An 18,696-nucleotide genomic window follows, 5' to 3' on the forward strand; every position below is an offset into this window, starting at 1 on the left:
GAGAGGAACGATCATGAGCGCGGTGCGCGAGGGACTGCCCGAGGGCCGGTACGGCCGGTCGGCGGACGAGCGTGCGGACCGGAAGCTCAAGATCATCGGATCGCTGCTGGGTGCGGCGATGCTGGGCGTGATCGGCTGGATCGGCTGGGACTACGTCGCGGGACAGAGCGTGAGCGCCGAAGTGATTAAATTCCAGGTGATTTCGGACACCGAGGTGAAGGTGCACCTGGAGGTCCGCAAGGAAGCCTCGGTCACCGGGGTCTGCTCCCTGAGCTCCCAGGACGAGGCGCACGCCGAGGTGGGGCGCGCGGACTTCACCTTCGCTCAGGACCGGTCGCGGGTGGACGAGATCGTCACCCTGAAGACCACGAGCCGGGCGACGATGATCGAGCTGGTCGGCTGCCAGCCGGCGCCTTCCGCCCACTGAGGTCCGTAACGGTCCGTAGTGGTCCGTAGAGGTCCGAAAGAGGATTGAAGTCGCGTCCCACGAGGCAATGAGCCTCTGGGGTCCTCCCCCTTTTCTTCCCGAATTGTTAGGCTCGTGGTTTCGTCCGCCGCTGGCGGCCAGTAGTCCCCTGTACCGACGAGGAGCACCCGTGACCCAGACGAGCGAAAGCGTCACCTGGCTGACCCAGGCGGCGTACGACCAGCTGAAGGCGGAGCTGGACTACCTCTCTGGTCCCGCCCGCACAGAGATCGCCACGAAGATCGCAGCCGCCCGCGAGGAGGGCGACCTGCGCGAGAACGGTGGTTACCACGCGGCGAAGGAGGAGCAGGGCAAGCAGGAGCTCCGGGTCCGCCAGCTCACGCAGCTCCTGGAGAACGCCAAGGTCGGCACTGCGCCCGCGTCGGACGGCGTGGTGGCCCCCGGCACGCTCGTCAAGATCGCCTTCGACGGCGACGAGGACGACACCATGGAGTTCCTGCTCGCCTCGCGCGAGTACGCGTCCTCGGACTTCCAGACGTACTCCCCCCAGTCCCCGCTGGGCAGCGGCGTACTGGGCAAGGCGATCGGCGAGAACGCCGAATACGAACTGCCGAACGGCAAGAAGGCCTCGGTCAAGATCCTGGACGTCAAGCCCTTCACCGGCTGATCACCCTAGGTCACCGATTTCTTCCTGATCGACGACGCGCGATGCCCGGCCGGACCCTTCCGGCCGGGCATCGCGCGTTGTTGTCGGTACGGGCGCCCGACGCGCCCGGCGTGCCCGGCGTCCGGCGTCCGTACGGGTCCTACGCGGTCGCCGAGCGGTACTTGCGCACCGACAGGGACCGGAAGACCACGACGATCAGCACCGACCAGAGGATGGACGCCGTGATCGGGTGCTGCATCGGCCAGGCGTCCGGGACCGGATAGCCCTCCGGAAGGTTCCCGAAGAGCTCGCGGGCCGCCTGCACGGTGGCGCTGAACGGGTTCCACTCCGCGATGGTGCGCAGGAACGGCGGCATGTTCTCGGCCGGAACGAAGGCGTTCGAGATGAACGTCAAGGGGAAGAGCCAGATCAGCCCGCCCGACGTGGCCGCCTCGGGGGTGCGCACCGACAGACCGATCAGGGCGCCGATCCAGGAGAAGGCGTAGCCGAGCAGGAGCAGCAGGCCGAAGCCGGCGAGGACCTCGCCGAGGCTGGTGTGGGTGCGCCAGCCGACGAGGAGGGCCACGATCGCCAGGATGATCAGGGTGAACGTGGTCTGGACGAGGTCTGCGAGGGTGCGGCCGGTGAGGACCGCGCCGCGCGCCATGGGCAGCGAGCGGAAGCGGTCGATCAGGCCCTTGTGCATGTCGTCCGCGATGCCCGCGCCCGCGCCGGCGGTGGCGAAGGTGACGGTCTGGGCGAAGATGCCCGCCATCAGGAACTCGCGGTAGGCGGCGGGTGAGGTGCTGCCGCCGACGCTGATCGAGCCGCCGAAGACGTAGCTGAACAGGACGACGAACATCACCGGCTGGATCACGCCGAAGATGATCATCTCGGGGATCCGGGACATCCGGATCAGGTTGCGCTTGGCGATCACGAGGGAGTCGTTCACGCTCTGGACGACGCCGCCGCGCGGACGGGGCGCCGCGAGTTCGCGGTGCGGGGAAGCGCCCGGGGTCGGGGAGGTGAGGGTCACTTCGCCGCCTCCTTGCGGGCCGCCTTGCGGCCCTTGGTACCGGGACCGGCCGGCGCGGCGCCGCTCTCGTCGCCGTTCTCCTCAGCGTCCCGTTCGGCGGCGTGCCCGGTCAGGGAGATGAACACGTCGTCGAGGGTGGGGCGGCGCAGGCCTATGTCGTCGATCTCGATGCCCCGGCCGTCGAGTTCGCGGATGACCTCGGCGAGCAGCTTGGCGCCGCCGGACACGGGCACGGTCAGCTTGCGGGTGTGCTCCTCGACCGTGGTCTCGCCCTTGCCGAAGCCGGCGAGCACTTCGCGCGCGGTGGCGATGTGCTGCCGCTCGTGGACGACGACCTCCACTCGCTCGCCGCCGGTACGGGCCTTGAGCTGGTCGGAGGTGCCGCGGGCGATGACCTTGCCGTGGTCGACCACGCAGATGTCGTGCGCGAGGTGGTCGGCCTCCTCCAGGTACTGGGTGGTGAGGAGCAGGGTGGTGCCGCCGGCGACCAGTTCCTGGATGATGCCCCACAGCTGCTGGCGGTTCCGGGGGTCGAGCCCGGTGGTCGGCTCGTCCATGAACATCACGGGCGGGCTGACGACGAGGGCGGCCGCGAGGTCCAGGCGCCTGCGCATGCCGCCGGAGTACGTCTTGGCCGTGCGGTCCGCGGCGTCGGAGAGGTTGAAGCGTTCGAGGAGTTCGGTGGCCCGGGCTTTGGCCGCCCTGGCCTTCATCTGGTAGAGCTGGCCGACCATCTGGAGGTTCTCGCGGCCGGTCAGGTACTCGTCGACGGCCGCGAACTGGCCGGAGAGGCCGATGGCGCGGCGGACTTCGTTGGGGTGGCTGAGCACGTCCATGCCGGCGACGACGGCCTTGCCGCTGTCGGGCCGCAGGAGGGTGGTCAGGACGCGTACGGTCGTGGTCTTGCCCGCACCGTTCGGGCCGAGCAGACCCAGGACGGTGCCTTCGGGAACGTCGAGGTCCACGCCGTCGAGAGCCCGTACATCGCCGAAGGTCTTGACCAGACCTTCGGCGTAGATAGCGCCTGGCATAGGGATTCTCCCAGTGGATCGGGCCAGTAGAATCAGGATATTCAGGGCATTTCTACGCAAATCCTATGAGTGCCGAGCAGGTCCTGCTCGGCCGAACGGGGGATGTCCGGGCGGTCGGATACGGCAGGGCGCGCGGCAAAGGCACGACCGCGGACGGCCGCAGCACGACCGCGGACGGCCAGGGATGCCTCCCTAGCTCATCACCTTGTATCCCGCGGCGTGCAGGGAACGCGCGACTTCGGCGCAGTGCTCCGGGCCCTTCGTCTCCAGCTGCAGCTCCACCTCCACCTCCGTGAGCCCCAGCCGCGGGTCCGTCCGCACGTGGCTCACGTCCAACACGTTCGCATCCACCACTGACAACACCGCCAGGAGCCCGGCCAGGGCGCCCGGCCGGTCGGCCACGCGCAACCGCAGGGAGAGGTAGCGGCCCGCCGCCGCCATGCCGTGCCGCAGGATCCGCTGGAGCAGCAGGGGATCGACGTTGCCGCCGGACAGGACGGCCACCACCGGGCCGCCGCCGTACAGTTCGGGCTCGCTGAGCAGGGCCGCGACCGTGCTGCACCCGGCCGGTTCGACCACCAGCTTGGCCCGCTCCAGGCAGAGCAGCAGGGCGCTGGAGAGGGCGTCCTCGGAGACCGTGCGCACGTCGTCGACGAGCTCGCCGATGATGTGGAAGGGGATGTCTCCGGGGCGGCCGACCTTGATCCCGTCGGCCATCGTGTTCGGCTCGTCGATCGAGATCGGATGTCCGGCCTTGAGCGAGGGCGGGTAGGCGGCCGCGCCCGCCGCCTGCACCCCGATGACCCGCACGTCCGGCCGCAGTGCCTTCACGGCGACCGCGACACCGGCCGCGAGTCCGCCGCCGCCGATCCCGACGAGGATGGTCCGCACCTCCGGGCACTGCTCCAGGATCTCCAGGCCGACCGTGCCCTGGCCCGCGATGATGTCGCGGTGGTCGAAGGGGTGGATGAACACCGCGCCGGTGCGGTCCGCGTACTCCTGGGCGGCCAGGAAGGTCTCGTCGACGACCTGCCCATGCAGGCGCACGTCGGCGCCGTACTCCTGGGTCGCGGCCACCTTCGGCAGCGGCGCCCCGACCGGCATGAACACGGTCGAGCGGACCCCGAGGAGGGAGGAGGCCAGCGCCACGCCCTGCGCGTGGTTGCCCGCGCTCGCGGCGACGACACCGGCGGCCCGCTGCTCCGGGCGCAGGCCGGCGATGCGCACGTAGGCGCCGCGGAGCTTGAAGGAGCCGGTGCGCTGGAGGTTCTCGCACTTGAGGTGGACCGGGGAGCCGGTGAGTGCGGAGAGGTGCCGGCTGCCCTCCATGGCGGTGACCCGCGAGACGCCGGACAGCATCTTCTGGGCCCCCCGGACGTCGTCGAGGATGACCTGGGGGACGGGCTGGGGCACGCGGTAGTTCATGCCGCCAGTCTCGCAGGGCGCACGGGAGGGGCGATATCTCGCCATCCGGGACACCTGCGGGGCGGGAGCCCGAACCGGCCGTACCAGTTCTCGTACGAGGCGTACGAGCCGCCGCACGGCCGCGTACTCTGTCCCCCATCCTTGTCGGACCCACGCGAAGAGAGCCCACGGCCATGCCTTCCACCCCGGCCAATTCCGATCTGCCCGCGGCGCCGGACGCGCCCGCCGGAGCCGGTCTCCTCGACGCGCTCCAGCACCAGGTGGCGGTCTTCGCCCGCCGTGCCGAGCAGACCCGTCTGGGCGGTGTGGGCCAGGCCCGCAACTCGATGGACCGCGCCGCCTACCTGCTGCTGAACCGGCTCGACCTGGAGGGCCCGATGGGCGTGAAGGCGCTCGCCGGCGGTATGGGGATCGACTCCTCCACGGTGACCCGACAGGTCGCGCCGCTGGTCGACAGCGGTCTGGTCAAGCGGACCTCGCACCCCGAGGACGGGCGGGCCGTGGTGCTCGCGCTGTCCCCGCGGGGGCTGGCCCGGTTGGAGGAGGTCCGCTCCTCGCGGCGCGAGCTGATGGCGCGGGTGACGGAGGGCTGGAGCGAGGGCGAGCGGGAGTCCTTCACCGGTCTGCTGACGCGCTTCAACCTGTCGCTGTCGGAACTGATGGCGGCCGTGGCCGAAGCCGGTCCCGCCTCCTGAGCGGAGTCGGTCCGGCCTCTTGACCTGAGCGGCCCCGCTGCCCGCACTATGTGGACTATGCGGGCGGTTGATCAACAGGCGGGCTCCTACGCGGAGTTCGAGGCCTTCGTCGCGGGTGCGGCCGGGCGTCTCCTGCATGTCGCGGTCCTGCTGACCGGTGAACCGGAGTCGGCCCGGCGGCTGTTGGCGGGCGCGCTGGCCCGCACGTATGCGAACTGGCGGCGCCTGCGCGGGGACGACCCGTACGACTTCACCCGCCAGGACCTGTGCACGGCCTTCGCCCGGACCGGCTGGCGCCATCACGGTGGCGCAGGGGCCGGGGTGCTGGCGGTGCTGAGCCCACCGGAGCGGCTCGTACTCGTCCTGCGGCTCTACGAAGGGGTCGCGGAGGAGGTCACGGCGGCGCAGCTCGGGATGCCGGTGGAGCGGGTACGGGTGCTGTGCAACCGGGCCGTGGACGCGCTGAGGAACCGGGAGGCGGCGTGAGCGGACTCCCGGACCGGAAGGAAGCCCAGGTCAAAAGGCTCCTGGAGGGCCCGTACCCGCCGGTGCCGGCGGGGCTCGCGGCGGGTGCCGCGGCCCGGGGCGACCGGCTGCTGCGCCGGCGGCGGGCGCTGCGGCGGTTCGGCTGGGCCGTGCTCTTCGCTGCCGCGGTGGTCTTCGTGGTGTGGGCCTCCCTGACCCGCCCCTGGCTCACCCCGCCGAGCGGAGTCTCCCCACCCCTCCAAGGCTGGTAACCCCACCCCACCCGGCGGCGCCGAGCGATTCCGGCTCCGCCGAGCCCACCCCAGCCCCACCGGCCCCTTCCCTGCTCCGCCGAGCCCACCCCAGCCCCACCGGCCCCTTCCCTGCTCCGCCGAGCCCACCCCAGCCTCGCCGGGGGGGGGGGGGGGGGGGGGGGGGGGGGGGGGGCCGCGCCCCCCCCCCCCCCCCCCCCCCCCCCGCCCCCCGCGCCCCGGGCCCCCCCCCCCCCCCCCCCCCCCACCCCCCGGCGAGGCTGGGGTGGGCCCGTCAGGAGCCGGGAGGGGGCGCCGGGCCCCGGTGGGGCCCGGCGGGGGGGCAGGACTAGCCCAGGGCCTGGGTCAGGTCCGCCACGAGGTCATCGGCGTTCTCGATGCCGACCGACAGGCGGATCAGGTCCGCCGGGACCTCCAGGGCCGAGCCGGCCACCGACGCGTGCGTCATGCGGCCCGGGTGCTCGATCAGGGACTCGACGCCGCCCAGGGACTCGGCCAGGGTGAAGATCTTGGTGCGGCCGCAGACCGCGACCGCCTCTTCCTCGCCACCGGCGACCTGGAAGGAGATCATGCCGCCGAAGTTGCGCATCTGCTTGGCCGCGACCTCGTGACCCGGGTGCTCGGGCAGGCCCGGGTAGAGGACCTTGGTGACCTTCGGGTGGCGCTTGAGCAGCTCGACGATCTTGCCCGCGTTCTCCGCGTGCCGGTCCATGCGCACGGCCAGGGTCTTGATGCCCCGCAGCACGACCCAGGAGTCGAACGGCCCGGCCACCGCGCCCATCGCGTTCTGGTGGTAGGCCAGCTCCTCGCCCAGCGCCGCGTCCGCGGCGACCAGCGCGCCGCCGACCACGTCGGAGTGCCCGCCCATGTACTTGGTCAGCGAGTGCACGACGACGTCCGCGCCCAGCGCCAGGGGCTGCTGGAGGTACGGCGAGGCGAAGGTGTTGTCCACGACCAGCTTGGCGCCGGCCGAGCGCGCGATGTCGGCGACCACGGCGATGTCGGTGATGCCGAGCAGCGGGTTGGAGGGGGTCTCGACCCAGATGACCTTCGTCTTCGGGGTGAGGGCCGCCCGTACCGACTCGGGGTCGGAGGTGTCGGCCACCGACCACTCCACGCCCCAGCGGGAGACGACCTTCGCGAAGAGGCGGAACGTTCCACCGTACGCGTCGTTCGGGATGACCACGTGGTCGCCCGGGGCGAGCAGCGTACGCAGCAGGCAGTCCTCGGCGGCGAGTCCGGACGCGAAGGCGAGACCGCGGCGGCCGCCCTCCAGGGCCGCGAGGTTCTCCTCCAGCGCGGTCCGGGTCGGGTTGGCGCTGCGGCTGTACTCGTAGCCGCCGCGGAGCCCTCCGACGCCGTCCTGCTTGTAGGTGGAAACCTGGTAAATCGGGGGCACGACCGCGCCGGTCAGCGGGTCCGCCGTATTGCCCGCGTGGATCGCGCGGGTCTCGAAGCTCTGGTGCTCGTGGCTGTCGTCGCTCATGGTCCGATGCTATGCCCGCCCGGTACCGGGCCCCCTATTGGCCTGCTCCCCCCTCGGTCTGGTTCGCTGGAAGCATGGAGATTTTGTGGGTGGTGTTCGGGATGCTCTTGATCATGCTCGTGCTCAGTCCGTACATACGGCGCCGGCGCGGTGCCATTCGCCTGGTCTCGCCGACCAGCCCCGACGCCGCCGACCCGGCGAACTACGGATTCGACCGGGAGGAAGAGCTGGACGTCCGCCTCCCCGGGCCCGACCAGGACCTGATGGCCGCCCTCGACAACGTGCGCCGCACCGGCGGATGGCAGGCGGCCTCGCAGCTGCTCGCCGGGACCCCGCGGGAGGGCGAGCGGCGCTGGCAGCGCGTGCAGGCCCTCGGCGGGGCCGCGGCCCTGGAACTGATGGCGCAGCCCGGGACGGGCGCACAGTGGCTGAAGGCGTGGCGGCTGGAGGCCGATGAGGACCCGGGCGGCGCGCAGGTGCACGCGGAACTGCTGGTGCAGCAGGCGTGGCGGCACTCGGGCGGGGTCGGCTCGGAGGACCACCGGATCATCCTGGAGGAGGCCCGGGAAGCGTGCCGCAAGGCCGCGCTGCTGGCCCCTGAGGACCCGGTCCCGTACATCACGGAGCTGGCGATCGCGCGCGGACTTGCGTACCCGGAGGCGGAGTTCGACGAGCTGTGGGCGAAGGTCATGGACCGGGCCCCGGGCCACATGGGCGCCCATCTCGCGGCGCTGCACTACTGGGGTGCGCAGTGGCACGGCTCGCGGGAGCAGGCCGACGCCTTCGCGCACGCGGCCGCGGCGCGGGCCCCGCAGGGATCGCTGCTGGCGGCCCTGCCGCTGTTCGCGCTACACGAGAACCAGCCGGACATCGTGCTGAGCCCGAGCTTCTTCCGGGGCGCGGTCGTCACGCGGGCGGTGGAGGGCGCGCTGTACGCGGTGCACACGGCGCGGCAGGACGACCCGATGGTGGCGCACGTGCGGCACATGCTGCTGATGTTCCTGGTCTGCATGGAGCGGTGGGCGGAGGCCATGCAGCAGGTGCGGCACGTGGACGGTTACGTGGGCGCGCTGCCGTGGACGCAGGCGCCGAACCCGGCCGCCGCGTACGCGGTGCACCGGGCGTTGGCGGTGGCGGGGTACGAGGCCAACGGCGGGTCGCCGGCGACGCTGGCGCAGTAGCGTACGGGTGGGTCGCGGAGTGCCCCGCCGCGGCCCCCGCCCCACGGGATGGACCGAAGCTTCGGCCAATAAAGTTGCCGTAAGTAATCACAGGCCGCATGATGCGGCGGTGGCGGCCTTCTGCCCTGCCACCTGTGCCACCTGCTTCAGCACCATCTTCATCCCGTGGGGGGATCTGTCCATATGGGCGCTTCACTGCGCGCCTTGCGCGCTCTCGTCCTGCTCGCAGGCTTCTACCTGCTCGGCGTGTTCCTGTTGGCCGCCCTCGGCGGCATCGACTACGCCGTCGTCACCACGCTGCACGGCCCGATCGTGTTCAAGCTGCTGCTGGTCTCCGTCGTCCTCGCCGTCCCGATCGTGCGCGGCCTGTTCATGCTGCGCACCCCGAAGGACGAGCCCCTGGCCGGCATCACGGTCAGCGAGGCGCAGGAGCCCGAACTGTGGGCGGTCGTACGCGACATCGCGCAGCAGGTCGGCACCCGCGCTCCCGACGAGATCGTGCTGATCGACGAGGTGAACGCGGCCGTCGAGGAGGACGCCAAGCTGCTGGGCCTGCGGCCCGGCACCCGCCGCCTCTACGTCGGCCTGCCGTTGATGACGGGCCTGGACGAGATGCAGCTGCGCGCGGTGCTCGCCCACGAGATGGGCCACTACGCCAACTTCGACACGCGCCTGACCCCGCTGATCGCCCGTGGCCGCGGCCAGCTGATCCGCACCATCGGCTACTTCCACGACCGTGCCGACAAGAAGGTGGCCAAGGAGCGCGCCAAGCAGGAGCGCAAGGACGAGAAGCGGATCGCCAAGGGCAAGAAGGCCAAGGGCGTCGACACCACGGGCGAGGGTGCGATGTACCGCGCCATGGCCAAGATCTACATCGCGTACGGCAACTTCTACATGCGCGCCACCCTTTCCACCTCCCGCCGCCAGGAACTCGCCGCCGACCTCGCCTCGGTCCGGGTCGCCGGCCGCGACTCCGCCGCGTCCGCGCTCCGCGAGCTGAACGCCCTCGGCTCGGCGCACAACTTCTACATGGGCTCCTACGCCACCCTCGGCGTCAATGCCGGCCTGCTGCCCCAGCCGGGCGAGGTCTTCGGCGGCCTGCGCCGGCTCCTGGCGGCGCGCTCGGCCGACCTGGACGAGCTGCGCGAGGAACTGTCGACCGAGCCCGCCTCCCCCTACGACTCCCACCCCGCGCTCGCCGAGCGCGTGGCCCGCATCGAGGCCCTGCCCGACGACGGCCGCGGCGGTCAGGCCACCCGGCCGGCCCTGGAGCTGCTGGCCGACGCCGACGCGGCGCTGGCCGCGCTGGAGCCGGCCGTCCTCAGCCCGGAGGCGCTCGCGCTCAAGCGGGTCGACTGGGCGGACCTCGTCCACGAGTCCATGACCAAGTACGTCGGTGAGGGCGCGGAGGACATCCGCGAGGCCTTCGCCGCCGAGGGCGCCGGCCCCGGGCTCGATGCCGTGCTCGACGCGTTCGACGCCGACCCGGCGGTGCGCTGGCGCATCGCCGACCGGTTCCCGAAGTCCGAGGAGGCGCAGGCCGCCACCGGCCGCACGGCCCGCGAGTTCGCCCGCCCGGTGGTCCGGCGCACGCTGAACCAGCTGGTCACCGTCGAGCTGACGGCGCGCGGCGCCGCCCGCTGGCAGCTGTCCTGGTCCGAGTCGGCCTCGCTGAGCTACCCGGCCGACGGCTTCCAGGACCGCCTGGGCGCCGCCCTGGACGCGGCCGTCGCCGACCTGCCCGACACCGAACCCCTGCGAAAGCTGGTGCTTGCCCCGTGATCGGCCTCTACATCCTGGGCGCCGTGCTGCTGTTCGGCGCGTTCAAGGTCCTGCGCGGCGTCTACTTCATCCGCAAGGCGAAGCGGCTGGAGGCCGAGATCGCCGTCATCGAGGGCCGGACCGAGGCCACGAACGCCGAAACGTCCTCCATCAAGGCGAAGCGGAAGGCCGAGCAGGCCGCAGCGGTCGTCGCGCTGGGCTTCGTGCCGGAGGACGAGCTCGACACGGACAACGCGTGGCCCGTGTCGCCCGAGGAGACCGCCGCCGTCGCGGCGGTCAAGGGCGGCGACTGGGAAGCGGCCGCGGCCTATCTGGAGGCGGCCGGGCAGGACTGGGAGGAGCGCTGGCAGCGCATGCGCCCCCTGTCCGAGCTGGCTGCCGAGGACGACGCCTGGCTGCTGGCCTGGCGCGCGGCCAGGCCGTCGGACCCGTCCGCAGCGCTGGTGAACGCGGACACGGGCGTCCTCGTCGCGTGGAACGTGCGGGGCTCGGCGCGGGCCAGCCACACCACCCAGGAGCAGTTCCGGATCTTCCGCGAGCTGCTGCTCAAGGCGCAGGAGCAGGCGCGGGAGGCCCAGCGGCTGGCGGACCCCGCGGACCCGGTTCCGTACATGGTGGAGCAGTCCATCAGCCAGGGCCTGGGCTACTCGCACGAGGAGTACCAGCAGCTGTGGTCGCAGATCATCAAGCGCGACCCGAAGAACCTGTCGGCCCACACGAACGCCATGCAGTACTGGAGCCAGAAGTGGCGCGGCTCGCACGAGCGGGCGCTCGCCTTCGCCCGCGAGTGCGCCGCCGGGGCCGAGCCGGGTGAGCTGCTGTCCGTGCTGCCGCTCATCGCCTTCGTCGAGCAGGAGCTGCACGAGTCGGACCTCAAGCCGGAGACCTTCTTCAAGGAGCCCGAGGTCCTCGCGGCGGTCGATGCGGCCCTCGTCGACCTGGCGGCGGCCGATCCGAACGACCGGCGGTCGATCCGGCTGCGCCACCCGCTCGCGTGGTTCCTGTTCTGGCAGGACCGGGACGCGGAGGCGGTCGAGCAGTTCCGCCACATCGACGGACACATCGGGGCGATGCCCTGGCGCTACTGGCCGAAGTCCCGCTACGTGCACGCCCGGGACTGGGCGGTGCGCGTGGTCACGCCGGGTCTGGAGCCGTAACGGCGGGCGGAGGGCGGGTCGGGGAATCCCGGCCCGCCCTCCGCACGTTGTCACTCCCACAAGGAGGGAATCCATGTTCTCGTACCGCCGTACGCCCGAGCTCCCCACCCGCGAGGAGGCCCTGACGGGCCGCGCGGAGCCGCTGTTCGCCGTGCCCGACCGGCACACCGTGCTGGGCAACCCGCTGTCCGGCCCCTACCCCGCGCACCTGGAAGTCGCCGACTTCGGTCTGGGCTGTTTCTGGGGTGCGGAGCGCAAGTTCTGGCAGACCCCCGGGGTGTGGACCACGCTGGCCGGCTACCAGGGCGGCTTCACCGAGAATCCGACCTACGAGGAGGTCTGCTCGGGTCTGACCGGCCACACCGAGGTGGTCCGCGTGGTCTTCGACCCGTCGCAGGTCTCCTACGCGGCGCTACTGAAGCTGTTCTGGGAGTCCCACGACCCCACCCAGGGCTTCCGCCAGGGCAACGACGTCGGCACCCAGTACCGCTCGGCGGTCTACACCCACTCCCCCGACCAGCAGGCGACGGCGGAGGCCTCCCGCACGGCCTACCAGCAGGTCCTGGCCTCCTCGGGCTACGGACCGATCACCACGGCGGTGCTGCCGGCGGCGGAGCGCCCCTTCTGGCCCGCGGAAGCACACCACCAGCAGTACCTGGACAAGAACCCGGGCGGCTACTGCGGCATCGGCGGCACGGGCGTGTCCTGCCCGATCGGTGTGGCGAAGGCCCCCGGGGCGTGAGCGCCCCCGTCGACCCCGCGCACGCTGGGTTGACCCGTGTGTGGCAGCGGCACAGGCCGCCCGGCCCGCTGCTGCCGCACGAGCTGAAGACCGTGTACGCCGACCGGTGGGTGCGTTTCCACAGCCTGCCGGAGTCAAAGCGCTACCCGGACGGCGAGGCAGAGTACGCGGTGCTCCTGGACCGGTACAACACGGTTCTGGACGAGCTCTTCGCGGGCGGCGAAGCGTACGTGGTAACCACGGACTGGGCCGACCCGTCCGAGCCGACGGCCCACTCGGCACGCCGCGCTGCCCTCCACCCGGAGGGCACGCTGTGGACGACCCTGGACGACGCCGACGACCCGGATCCGGCCTTCCACACGCGCTGGTACTTCTACGCCGACCGTCGCCGCTGGCGGCGCGGCTGCCTCGACCCGCTTCTGCGCGCCGTCGCGGACGACACGCTGCCCGGCATCTTCGTGACGGACCCGGACCTCACCCGCATCCACCACCCGTACGACGGCGGCGCCGATGTCGTCCTCGCCACGCGGCAGGAGCGGGACCTGATGCGCGGGCGGCACTCCGACTGGCTGTCCGCGCACCCCAAGGGGTACTGAGGCCGCGCGGAACGGGTGACTCCAGCCGGCCGCCGGCCGCCCCGCCCGCCGCGTCCCGTCCCGGGGTCAGATCGTCGACGCGTCGATCACGAAGCGGTAGCGCACGTCGCTCGCCAGCACCCGCTCGTACGCCTCGTTGATCTGCCCGGCGGCGATCAGCTCGATCTCCGCGCCCAGTCCGTGCTCGGCGCAGAAGTCCAGCATCTCCTGGGTCTCGGCGATCCCGCCGATCATCGATCCGGCGAGGGTCTTGCGGCCGGCGATGACGGAGAAGAGGTTGAGCGCCACGGGCTCCTCCGGAGCGCCGACGTTCACCAGCGCGCCGTCGACCTTCAGCAGGCCCAGGTAGGCGTCCAGGCCGAGCGGCGCGGAGACGGTGGACAGGATCAGGTCGAAGCGGCCGGCCAGTTCCTCGAAGGTGGCCTCGTCGCCGGTGGCGTAGAAGTGGGAGGCGCCCAGCTTCAGGCCGTCCTCCTTCTTGCGCAGGGTCTGCGACAGGACGGTGACCTCCGCGCCGAGCGCGTGCGCGATCTTCACGCCGATGTGGCCGAGGCCGCCGAGGCCGACGACCGCGACCTGCTTGCCGGGTCCCGCCTGCCAGTGCTTGAGCGGGGAGTAGAGGGTGATGCCGGCGCACAACAGCGGGGCGGCGACGTCGAGGGCGAGACCGTCGGGGATGCGGACGGTGTACTTCTCGTCGACGACGAGGTGGGTGGAGTAGCCGCCGTACGTGGGCTCGCCGCCCCGGTCGAGGGCGTTGTAGGTGCCGGTCATGCCCTCGGCGCAGTACTGCTCCTGGCCGCGCAGGCAGTACGCGCAGGTGCGGCAGGAGTCGACGAAGCAGCCGACGCCCACCCGGTCCCCGACGGAGAACCGGGTGACGGCCGCACCGACTTCGGAGACGACACCGGCGATCTCGTGGCCGGGGACCATCGGGTAGATGCCCTCGCCCCAGCCGTCGCGCACCTGGTGGATGTCGGAGTGGCAGATGCCGGAGTACTTGATGTCGATGAGGACGTCGTGCTCGCCGACGGGACGGCGCGTGATGGTGGTGCGCTCCAGCGGGGCCTTGGCGGCGGGGGCGGCGTACGCGGCGACCTGCGTGCCCTGCGTGGCCTGGGTGGCCTGCGTGCCCTGGGTGGCGTGGGTGACGGACATGGGGGTGCTCCTCGAACGGGGTCGTGCCTCTGCGGTAACCCCCACGCTGCCGGTCCGTGCGACGGACAGCCATCCCCCTGTCCTGCCTACGACCGGCGAACCTACCCCTGGCGGGGTCAGGCTCACGGCTGCCCCCCGGCGCACCGCCCGGGGATACTTGCGGAATGGACCAGCTTGATCAGCGAGCCTGCCTCGGCGAGTTCCTCCGCTCCCGCCGTGCGCGGCTGCGCCCCGAGGACGTGGGCCTGCCCGACCACGGGCGCCGCCGGCGCGTGCCCGGGCTGCGCCGGGAGGAGCTGGCGCAGCTGGCGGGTGTGTCGGTCGCGTACTACACGCGGCTGGAACAGCGCGACGGGCACAACGTGTCGGTGGAGGTCCTGGACGCGCTCGCGCGGGCCCTGCGCCTCGACGGGAGCGAGCGGGCCCACCTGATGGACCTGGCGCGGCCGAAGGCGCACCGGCGCCGCCACAGCCGGCGCCCGCAGCAAGTGCGGCCGGAGCTGCGCACGCTGATGGACGCGATGTGCGGCGTACCGGCGTACCTGGTGGGGCACCGACAGGACGTCATCGGCTGGAACCGGCTGGCCGCCGCGGTCTTCGGGGACTTCGGGGCGCTGCCCGCCGCCGAGCGCAACCTCGTGCGGCTGGTGTTCCTGGACCCGGCGACGGCGGAGCTGTACGGGGAGTGGGAGTGCCGGGCGTGCGAGGTGGTGAGCAACCTGCGGATGTACGCCGGCCAGAACCCGGACGACGAGCAGCTGTCGGCGCTGGTCGGGGAGCTGTCGGTGAAGAACGAGGAGTTTCGGCGGCTGTGGGCGGCGCACACGGTGGCGGGCAAGACGCACGGGGAGAAGGTGCTGCGGCACCCGCTCGTGGGTGAGCTGCGGCTGTCCTTCGAGACGCTGAGGCTCCCGGACGACCCGGCGCAGTCGCTGGTCACCTTCCACGCGGCCCCCGGCTCCCCGTCGGCGGACGCCCTGCGCCTGCTGGCGTCGTGGTCGGCCCCGTCGGCCGCGCCGCCGGCCGCGCAGGCGCCCGGACAGGCCCCCGGGCAGGCCCCCGGGCAGGCGCCCGCGCGCTCGGCGTAACCACCGGTGGGGCGCTCGCCCGCACGGTGACCGGCGCGGTCGGCGGCGTCCCGGATCCGGCTACAGCTTGATCTGGAAGATGCCCGCCTCCCGCCCCCGCCGGTAGCCGATGGACTCGTTCACCGCCCGCATCTGGGTGTTCGCGTCGGCCACCGTCGTGGCGATGCGGCGCAGCGCCGGGTGACGTGCGGCTGCGTCGGCCGCCATGCGCAGTTTCACGGCGCGGCCGAGGCCGTGGCCGCGGTGGCCGGGGACGACCACCGTGTCGTACTGGAGGGCGCGCGGGCCGGAGGGGTCCGGCAGGACGAGTTCGGTGTACGCCGCCACCTCGCCGGCCCCGGTCACGGCTGCGACCGTGATCAGCTCTCCGCCCCGGTCGATGATCACTTGCTGCACGGCGTGCAGCCGCTGCGCCGTCCAGGCCTGGATCCGCTCGTCCATGTCCCCGCTCGGCGCGTCCTCCATCGCCTCGTGGGCCGCGGCGGCGGCCGGCGCCCAGGCGTCGGGGACCAGGCCGTGCCACGTGACGAGCTCGTATCCGGGGGTAGCCGGGACCTGCGCGGGTCGGTCGGCGGGGAGTTCCTGTTCGTACCAGGTCATGGGCAGGACCTTCGCGAACCCCAGCGACTCCGCGAACGCCTGCCCCGGTCCCCCCAGATCCAGCAGGGTGGCGACCGAGGTCCGGCCGTCCGCGAGCAGTTCCTCGCGGACCCGCTCCCACAGGGCGGTGCCCACGCCCCGGCGCCGCTCCTGCGGCCGTACGGCCAGCACGTCCAGGAACGCGGTGTGCGTGTTGCCCTCGTCCGTGAACAGGACCAGGGCCGCTACGCCCGCGCCCCCGTCCGTCGTCCAGAGCACGGGCCGGCCGCGCGCCGGCCTGACGGACAGCCGCCCGACAACCTCCCTGCGGGACGGTACGGGCAGCTGCGGCAGATCGGCGGCCGCGGCGTCGGTCAGCACCGCCAGCCAGGCGTCGATCGCGTCGTCGGACGGAGGAAGGTCGAGGGAGTGGATCATCATGTCGCCGACACTAGACGCGCCCCGGGGCCGGCGCGGGGCGCTTTTCGGCCACGTCGCCCCGGCCCGGCGCCGCGCACGAAACACGGACGGCGGGGATCCCGTGAGGGGTCCCCGCCGTCCGTGTTTCGTGCGCGTGCTGGAGGTCAGGCGGCCGAGCCGGCCTTCCACTCCGCCCAGCCCATGTTCCAGCCGTTGAGGCCGTTCTCGGGCTTGATGGTCTTGTCCGGGGAGTTGATCACCTCGACCACGTCGCCGATGAGCGAGTTGTCGTAGAACCAGGCGGCGGGCTGGTTCGGGTCGCCCGCGCCCTTGACGTCGTTGAGGCCGACGCAGCCGTGGCTGGTGTTCGCGCTGCCGAAGACCGAGTCGGCTCCCCAGTAGTTGCCGTGGAGGAAGGTGCCGGACTGGGACAGGCGCATGGCGTGCGGGACGTCCTTGATGTCGTACTCGCCCTTGCCCTCGCTGTCCTTGAAGCCGACGGTGGAGCCGTCCATCCGGGTCTCCTTGAACTTCTCGGAGATCACCATCTGACCGTTGTAGGTCGGGTTGTCCGGGGAGCCAGCCGAGATCGGGATGGTCTTGATGACCGCGCCGTCCCGGGTGACCGTCATCTTCTTGGTCTTCACGTCGACCTGGGAGGTCTGGCTGCGACCGATCTTGAAGGTGACGGTCTTGTTCTGGACGCCCTGGACGCCGGGAGCGCCCTGGACGCCTTCCAGCGCCAGCTTCATGGTGACGGTGGAGTTCGCCTGCCAGTACTTCTCCGGGCGGAAGTCCAGGCGCTGCGCGCTGAACCAGTGGCCGACGACTTCCTGGCCGCTGCTGGAGCTGACCGAGATCGCCGCCTGGACGGCCTTCTTGTCCTGGATCGGCTTGTTGAAGGTGATCGAGACCGGCATGCCCACGCCGACCGTCTGGCCGTCGTCCGGGATGAACGAGCCGACGAAGCTGTTCTCCGGGGAGATGGTGGTGAAGGAGGCGTTCTCGTGGGCCTCGCGGCCGTCCGCGTCCTTGGCGGTCGCCGCCAGGGCGTACTTGGTGGAGCGCTTCAGCGCGGCGTCGGGCTTCCAGCTCTTGCCGTCGGCCGCGATCTTGCCGGCCACGGCCGTGCCCTCGCTGGTCTTCAGCTCGACCAGGGTGAGGGTGCCGTCGGCGACGGCCACGTTGGCCGCGTCGTTGAGGCCGACGTTCGTGGCCCCGTCCTTCGGCGTGATGGTTATCTTGGCCTTGGAGGTGTCCTTGGCGGCCGCCGCGTCGACATCCGCGGCCTTGCTCGCCTCGGAGCCCTTCGGCTTCGCGTCGTCTCCGCCGCCGCACGCCGTGAGCATCAGTACCCCACCGAGCACGGCGGATATGGCCACCAGGGACCTGTTCCGCCGCATACTGTCCGTCCTCACACGCCACTCCATCGTTGCCGGATCCCCCGGAGGCTGGCCGTCCCCGGGGTGGGCCGGGCAGGGGGTGCACCCCCTGCCTGGTCATGACAACGCGTTAACGGCGCCGGCCGGTTCCACATTCCGTTGGGATGTGGTCCACCACACGGTCAGGCGTTGTCGGGTTCCTCGTCGAAGTCCCCATCTTCCTCGTCCAGGTCCCACTCCATGGACTCGGGGTCGTATTCGACGGGCTCACTGCTCCAAGAGGCCTGGGCGAGCTCCACCCCGGGGATGTCCACGACCAGGTCAGTGGGGTCGACGAGGTAGGCGAGGGCCTCCGACTCGTCCTCGCGGACGGCGGACTCGGCGTGGCCGCGCTCCTCGTCCGGCATGAACTCGTCGGCCTTGATGTGCGCGAGCGCGGCTCCCGTGAGTGCCTGGACGTCGGGCACCTCAAGCACCAAATCAACCCGAAGTCGTACGTAACGTGATGTCTCAGAAGAGTTCATACGACGGAGAGTAAGCCCGCGGAAGCCCCGACTTTCCCACGACCCGCCCCTTTCCGTAGCATCACCGCACACGGCCAATTCGCTGCTGCCACAAGGGGGATCGCACCGTGTCCGCACGCCGACCGCTGCTCACCGCTCTCGGAGCGACCACCCTCCTCGCCGCCCTGTGGTTCGTACCCTCGGCGGGCGCCACCTCGGCCGGGGTCGAGGAGACCCGTTCCGCCGTGCCCGCGGGCGCGAACGCCGCCCGGGAGGCCACCGACCCGACCGGCTCCACCGACTCCGGTTCCGCTTCTGACGCCCCCGGGACGATCACGGGAACGGCCTCCGGCCCGGCCTCGCGCCCACAGCCCCTGCTCGCCGCCACCGGGTCCGTGGACACCACCCCCTACCTCCTGGGCGGCACCCTCTTCCTCGGCGTCGGGGCCGGCTTCGTGGCCTTCTCGGTCCGCCGCTCGCACGCCGCGTAGGGCCGTAGGGCCGCGGGACGCCCGGGGGGGGCCCCCCCCGCCCGGGGGGGGGGGGGGCCCCCCGGGGGGGGGCCGCCCCGGGGGGGGGGGCCGCGCCCCCCCCCCCCCCCCCCCCGCCCGGGGGGCCCCCCCCC

General features: G+C 72.0%; 20 protein-coding genes. 12 read left to right on the forward strand and 8 right to left on the reverse strand.

The features are described from left to right. The first annotated feature begins 13 nt into the window (after positions 1-13). Positions 14-427: a DUF4307 domain-containing protein gene (locus tag ACIQK6_RS24645; RefSeq protein ID WP_329099386.1), complete on the forward strand. Its 414-nt coding sequence runs from the start codon at positions 14-16 to the stop codon at positions 425-427. Between the two features lie 169 nt (positions 428-596). After that, positions 597-1,094: a transcription elongation factor GreA gene (gene greA, locus ACIQK6_RS24650; RefSeq protein WP_329099387.1), complete on the forward strand. Its 498-nt coding sequence runs from the start codon at positions 597-599 to the stop codon at positions 1,092-1,094. Positions 1,095-1,233: 139 nt separating this feature from the next. Here the strand turns inward: greA and ACIQK6_RS24655 are convergent, their stop codons facing one another. The 3 genes from ACIQK6_RS24655 to ilvA form a co-directional block, all read right to left on the reverse strand. Then, entirely contained in the window at positions 1,234-2,109 is an 876-nt protein-coding gene (locus tag ACIQK6_RS24655) for an ABC transporter permease (RefSeq protein ID WP_329099388.1), read from the reverse strand. After that, complete coding sequence (locus tag ACIQK6_RS24660) at positions 2,106-3,140, reverse strand: ATP-binding cassette domain-containing protein (protein ID WP_329099389.1); 1,035 nt, start codon at positions 3,138-3,140, stop codon at positions 2,106-2,108. The genes ACIQK6_RS24655 and ACIQK6_RS24660 overlap by 4 nt, the downstream gene beginning before the upstream one ends. A gap of 192 nt (positions 3,141-3,332) precedes the next feature. Next, on the reverse strand, positions 3,333-4,565 hold the full coding sequence (gene ilvA, locus ACIQK6_RS24665; RefSeq protein ID WP_329099390.1) for a threonine ammonia-lyase: 1,233 nt from the start codon (positions 4,563-4,565) through the stop codon (positions 3,333-3,335). A 173-nt stretch (positions 4,566-4,738) separates the two neighbouring features. Between ilvA and ACIQK6_RS24670 the strand changes: the two genes are divergently transcribed. The 3 genes from ACIQK6_RS24670 to ACIQK6_RS24680 are packed head-to-tail and all read left to right on the forward strand — an operon-like array spanning position 4,739 to position 5,997. After that, complete coding sequence (locus ACIQK6_RS24670; protein ID WP_030009956.1) at positions 4,739-5,260, forward strand: MarR family winged helix-turn-helix transcriptional regulator; 522 nt, start codon at positions 4,739-4,741, stop codon at positions 5,258-5,260. 57 nt (positions 5,261-5,317) lie between these two features. After that, entirely contained in the window at positions 5,318-5,746 is a 429-nt protein-coding gene (locus ACIQK6_RS24675) for a sigma factor-like helix-turn-helix DNA-binding protein (protein ID WP_329099391.1), read from the forward strand. Continuing rightward, positions 5,743-5,997 carry a hypothetical protein gene (locus ACIQK6_RS24680; protein WP_402695463.1) on the forward strand — a complete coding sequence of 85 codons (255 nt, stop codon included), beginning with the start codon at positions 5,743-5,745 and terminating at the stop codon, positions 5,995-5,997. Before ACIQK6_RS24675 ends, ACIQK6_RS24680 begins: the two co-directional genes overlap by 4 nt. A gap of 328 nt (positions 5,998-6,325) precedes the next feature. Here ACIQK6_RS24680 and ACIQK6_RS24685 read toward each other — a convergent pair whose 3' ends face one another. Beyond that, positions 6,326-7,483 carry a cystathionine gamma-synthase gene (locus ACIQK6_RS24685; RefSeq protein ID WP_189733055.1) on the reverse strand — a complete coding sequence of 386 codons (1,158 nt, stop codon included), beginning with the start codon at positions 7,481-7,483 and terminating at the stop codon, positions 6,326-6,328. A gap of 74 nt (positions 7,484-7,557) precedes the next feature. Between ACIQK6_RS24685 and ACIQK6_RS24690 the strand changes: the two genes are divergently transcribed. The 5 genes from ACIQK6_RS24690 (at position 7,558) to ACIQK6_RS24710 (ending at position 12,941) form a co-directional block, all read left to right on the forward strand. Then, positions 7,558-8,664, forward strand: a complete 1,107-nt coding sequence (locus ACIQK6_RS24690) for a hypothetical protein (RefSeq protein WP_329099393.1) — start codon at positions 7,558-7,560, stop codon at positions 8,662-8,664. Between the two features lie 204 nt (positions 8,665-8,868). Further along, complete coding sequence (locus tag ACIQK6_RS24695) at positions 8,869-10,446, forward strand: M48 family metallopeptidase (protein WP_402695464.1); 1,578 nt, start codon at positions 8,869-8,871, stop codon at positions 10,444-10,446. After that, complete coding sequence (locus tag ACIQK6_RS24700; protein WP_329099395.1) at positions 10,443-11,603, forward strand: hypothetical protein; 1,161 nt, start codon at positions 10,443-10,445, stop codon at positions 11,601-11,603. The genes ACIQK6_RS24695 and ACIQK6_RS24700 overlap by 4 nt, the downstream gene beginning before the upstream one ends. A 73-nt stretch (positions 11,604-11,676) precedes the next feature. Next, on the forward strand, positions 11,677-12,345 hold the full coding sequence (gene msrA, locus ACIQK6_RS24705; protein WP_030011412.1) for a peptide-methionine (S)-S-oxide reductase MsrA: 669 nt from the start codon (positions 11,677-11,679) through the stop codon (positions 12,343-12,345). Continuing rightward, a complete protein-coding gene (locus tag ACIQK6_RS24710) occupies positions 12,342-12,941 on the forward strand; it encodes a hypothetical protein (protein WP_329099396.1) in 600 nt (199 codons plus the stop codon). The genes msrA and ACIQK6_RS24710 overlap by 4 nt, the downstream gene beginning before the upstream one ends. Positions 12,942-13,007: 66 nt before the next feature. On the opposite strand, the gene ACIQK6_RS24715 is transcribed toward ACIQK6_RS24710, so the two are convergent. Beyond that, entirely contained in the window at positions 13,008-14,099 is a 1,092-nt protein-coding gene (locus ACIQK6_RS24715) for an NAD(P)-dependent alcohol dehydrogenase (RefSeq protein ID WP_402695465.1), read from the reverse strand. Positions 14,100-14,263: 164 nt separating this feature from the next. On the opposite strand from ACIQK6_RS24715, the gene ACIQK6_RS24720 reads away from it, so the two are divergent. Further along, positions 14,264-15,187 carry a helix-turn-helix transcriptional regulator gene (locus ACIQK6_RS24720; RefSeq protein WP_402695466.1) on the forward strand — a complete coding sequence of 308 codons (924 nt, stop codon included), beginning with the start codon at positions 14,264-14,266 and terminating at the stop codon, positions 15,185-15,187. A gap of 60 nt (positions 15,188-15,247) precedes the next feature. Here the strand turns inward: ACIQK6_RS24720 and ACIQK6_RS24725 are convergent, their stop codons facing one another. The 3 genes from ACIQK6_RS24725 to ACIQK6_RS24735 form a co-directional block, all read right to left on the reverse strand. Then, complete coding sequence (locus ACIQK6_RS24725; RefSeq protein ID WP_329099399.1) at positions 15,248-16,207, reverse strand: GNAT family N-acetyltransferase; 960 nt, start codon at positions 16,205-16,207, stop codon at positions 15,248-15,250. A gap of 143 nt (positions 16,208-16,350) precedes the next feature. Then, on the reverse strand, positions 16,351-17,616 hold the full coding sequence (locus tag ACIQK6_RS24730) for an Ig-like domain-containing protein (RefSeq protein ID WP_329099400.1): 1,266 nt from the start codon (positions 17,614-17,616) through the stop codon (positions 16,351-16,353). Positions 17,617-17,750: 134 nt separating this feature from the next. Further along, entirely contained in the window at positions 17,751-18,035 is a 285-nt protein-coding gene (locus tag ACIQK6_RS24735) for a hypothetical protein (RefSeq protein WP_244290766.1), read from the reverse strand. Positions 18,036-18,199: 164 nt separating this feature from the next. Here ACIQK6_RS24735 and ACIQK6_RS24740 point away from each other — a divergent pair, with 164 nt between their 5' ends. Beyond that, complete coding sequence (locus ACIQK6_RS24740) at positions 18,200-18,562, forward strand: hypothetical protein (protein ID WP_329099401.1); 363 nt, start codon at positions 18,200-18,202, stop codon at positions 18,560-18,562. The last annotated feature ends 134 nt before the right edge of the window (positions 18,563-18,696 follow it).

Source organism: Streptomyces sp. NPDC091682 (assembly GCF_044756625.1).
Classification (GTDB): domain Bacteria; phylum Actinomycetota; class Actinomycetes; order Streptomycetales; family Streptomycetaceae; genus Streptomyces.

Coding starts and splice junctions, on each gene's coding strand:
- ilvA (WP_329099390.1), bottom strand. CDS start 4,565: ATGAACTACCGCGTGCCCCAGCCCGTCCCCCAGGTCATCCTCGACGAC.
- ACIQK6_RS24675 (WP_329099391.1), top strand. CDS start 5,318: ATGCGGGCGGTTGATCAACAGGCGGGCTCCTACGCGGAGTTCGAGGCC.
- ACIQK6_RS24715 (WP_402695465.1), bottom strand. CDS start 14,099: ATGTCCGTCACCCACGCCACCCAGGGCACGCAGGCCACCCAGGCCACG.
- ACIQK6_RS24730 (WP_329099400.1), bottom strand. CDS start 17,616: ATGGAGTGGCGTGTGAGGACGGACAGTATGCGGCGGAACAGGTCCCTG.
- ACIQK6_RS24660 (WP_329099389.1), bottom strand. CDS start 3,140: ATGCCAGGCGCTATCTACGCCGAAGGTCTGGTCAAGACCTTCGGCGAT.
- ACIQK6_RS24685 (WP_189733055.1), bottom strand. CDS start 7,483: ATGAGCGACGACAGCCACGAGCACCAGAGCTTCGAGACCCGCGCGATC.
- ACIQK6_RS24720 (WP_402695466.1), top strand. CDS start 14,264: ATGGACCAGCTTGATCAGCGAGCCTGCCTCGGCGAGTTCCTCCGCTCC.
- ACIQK6_RS24645 (WP_329099386.1), top strand. CDS start 14: ATGAGCGCGGTGCGCGAGGGACTGCCCGAGGGCCGGTACGGCCGGTCG.
- ACIQK6_RS24670 (WP_030009956.1), top strand. CDS start 4,739: ATGCCTTCCACCCCGGCCAATTCCGATCTGCCCGCGGCGCCGGACGCG.
- msrA (WP_030011412.1), top strand. CDS start 11,677: ATGTTCTCGTACCGCCGTACGCCCGAGCTCCCCACCCGCGAGGAGGCC.
- ACIQK6_RS24690 (WP_329099393.1), top strand. CDS start 7,558: ATGGAGATTTTGTGGGTGGTGTTCGGGATGCTCTTGATCATGCTCGTG.
- ACIQK6_RS24725 (WP_329099399.1), bottom strand. CDS start 16,207: ATGATGATCCACTCCCTCGACCTTCCTCCGTCCGACGACGCGATCGAC.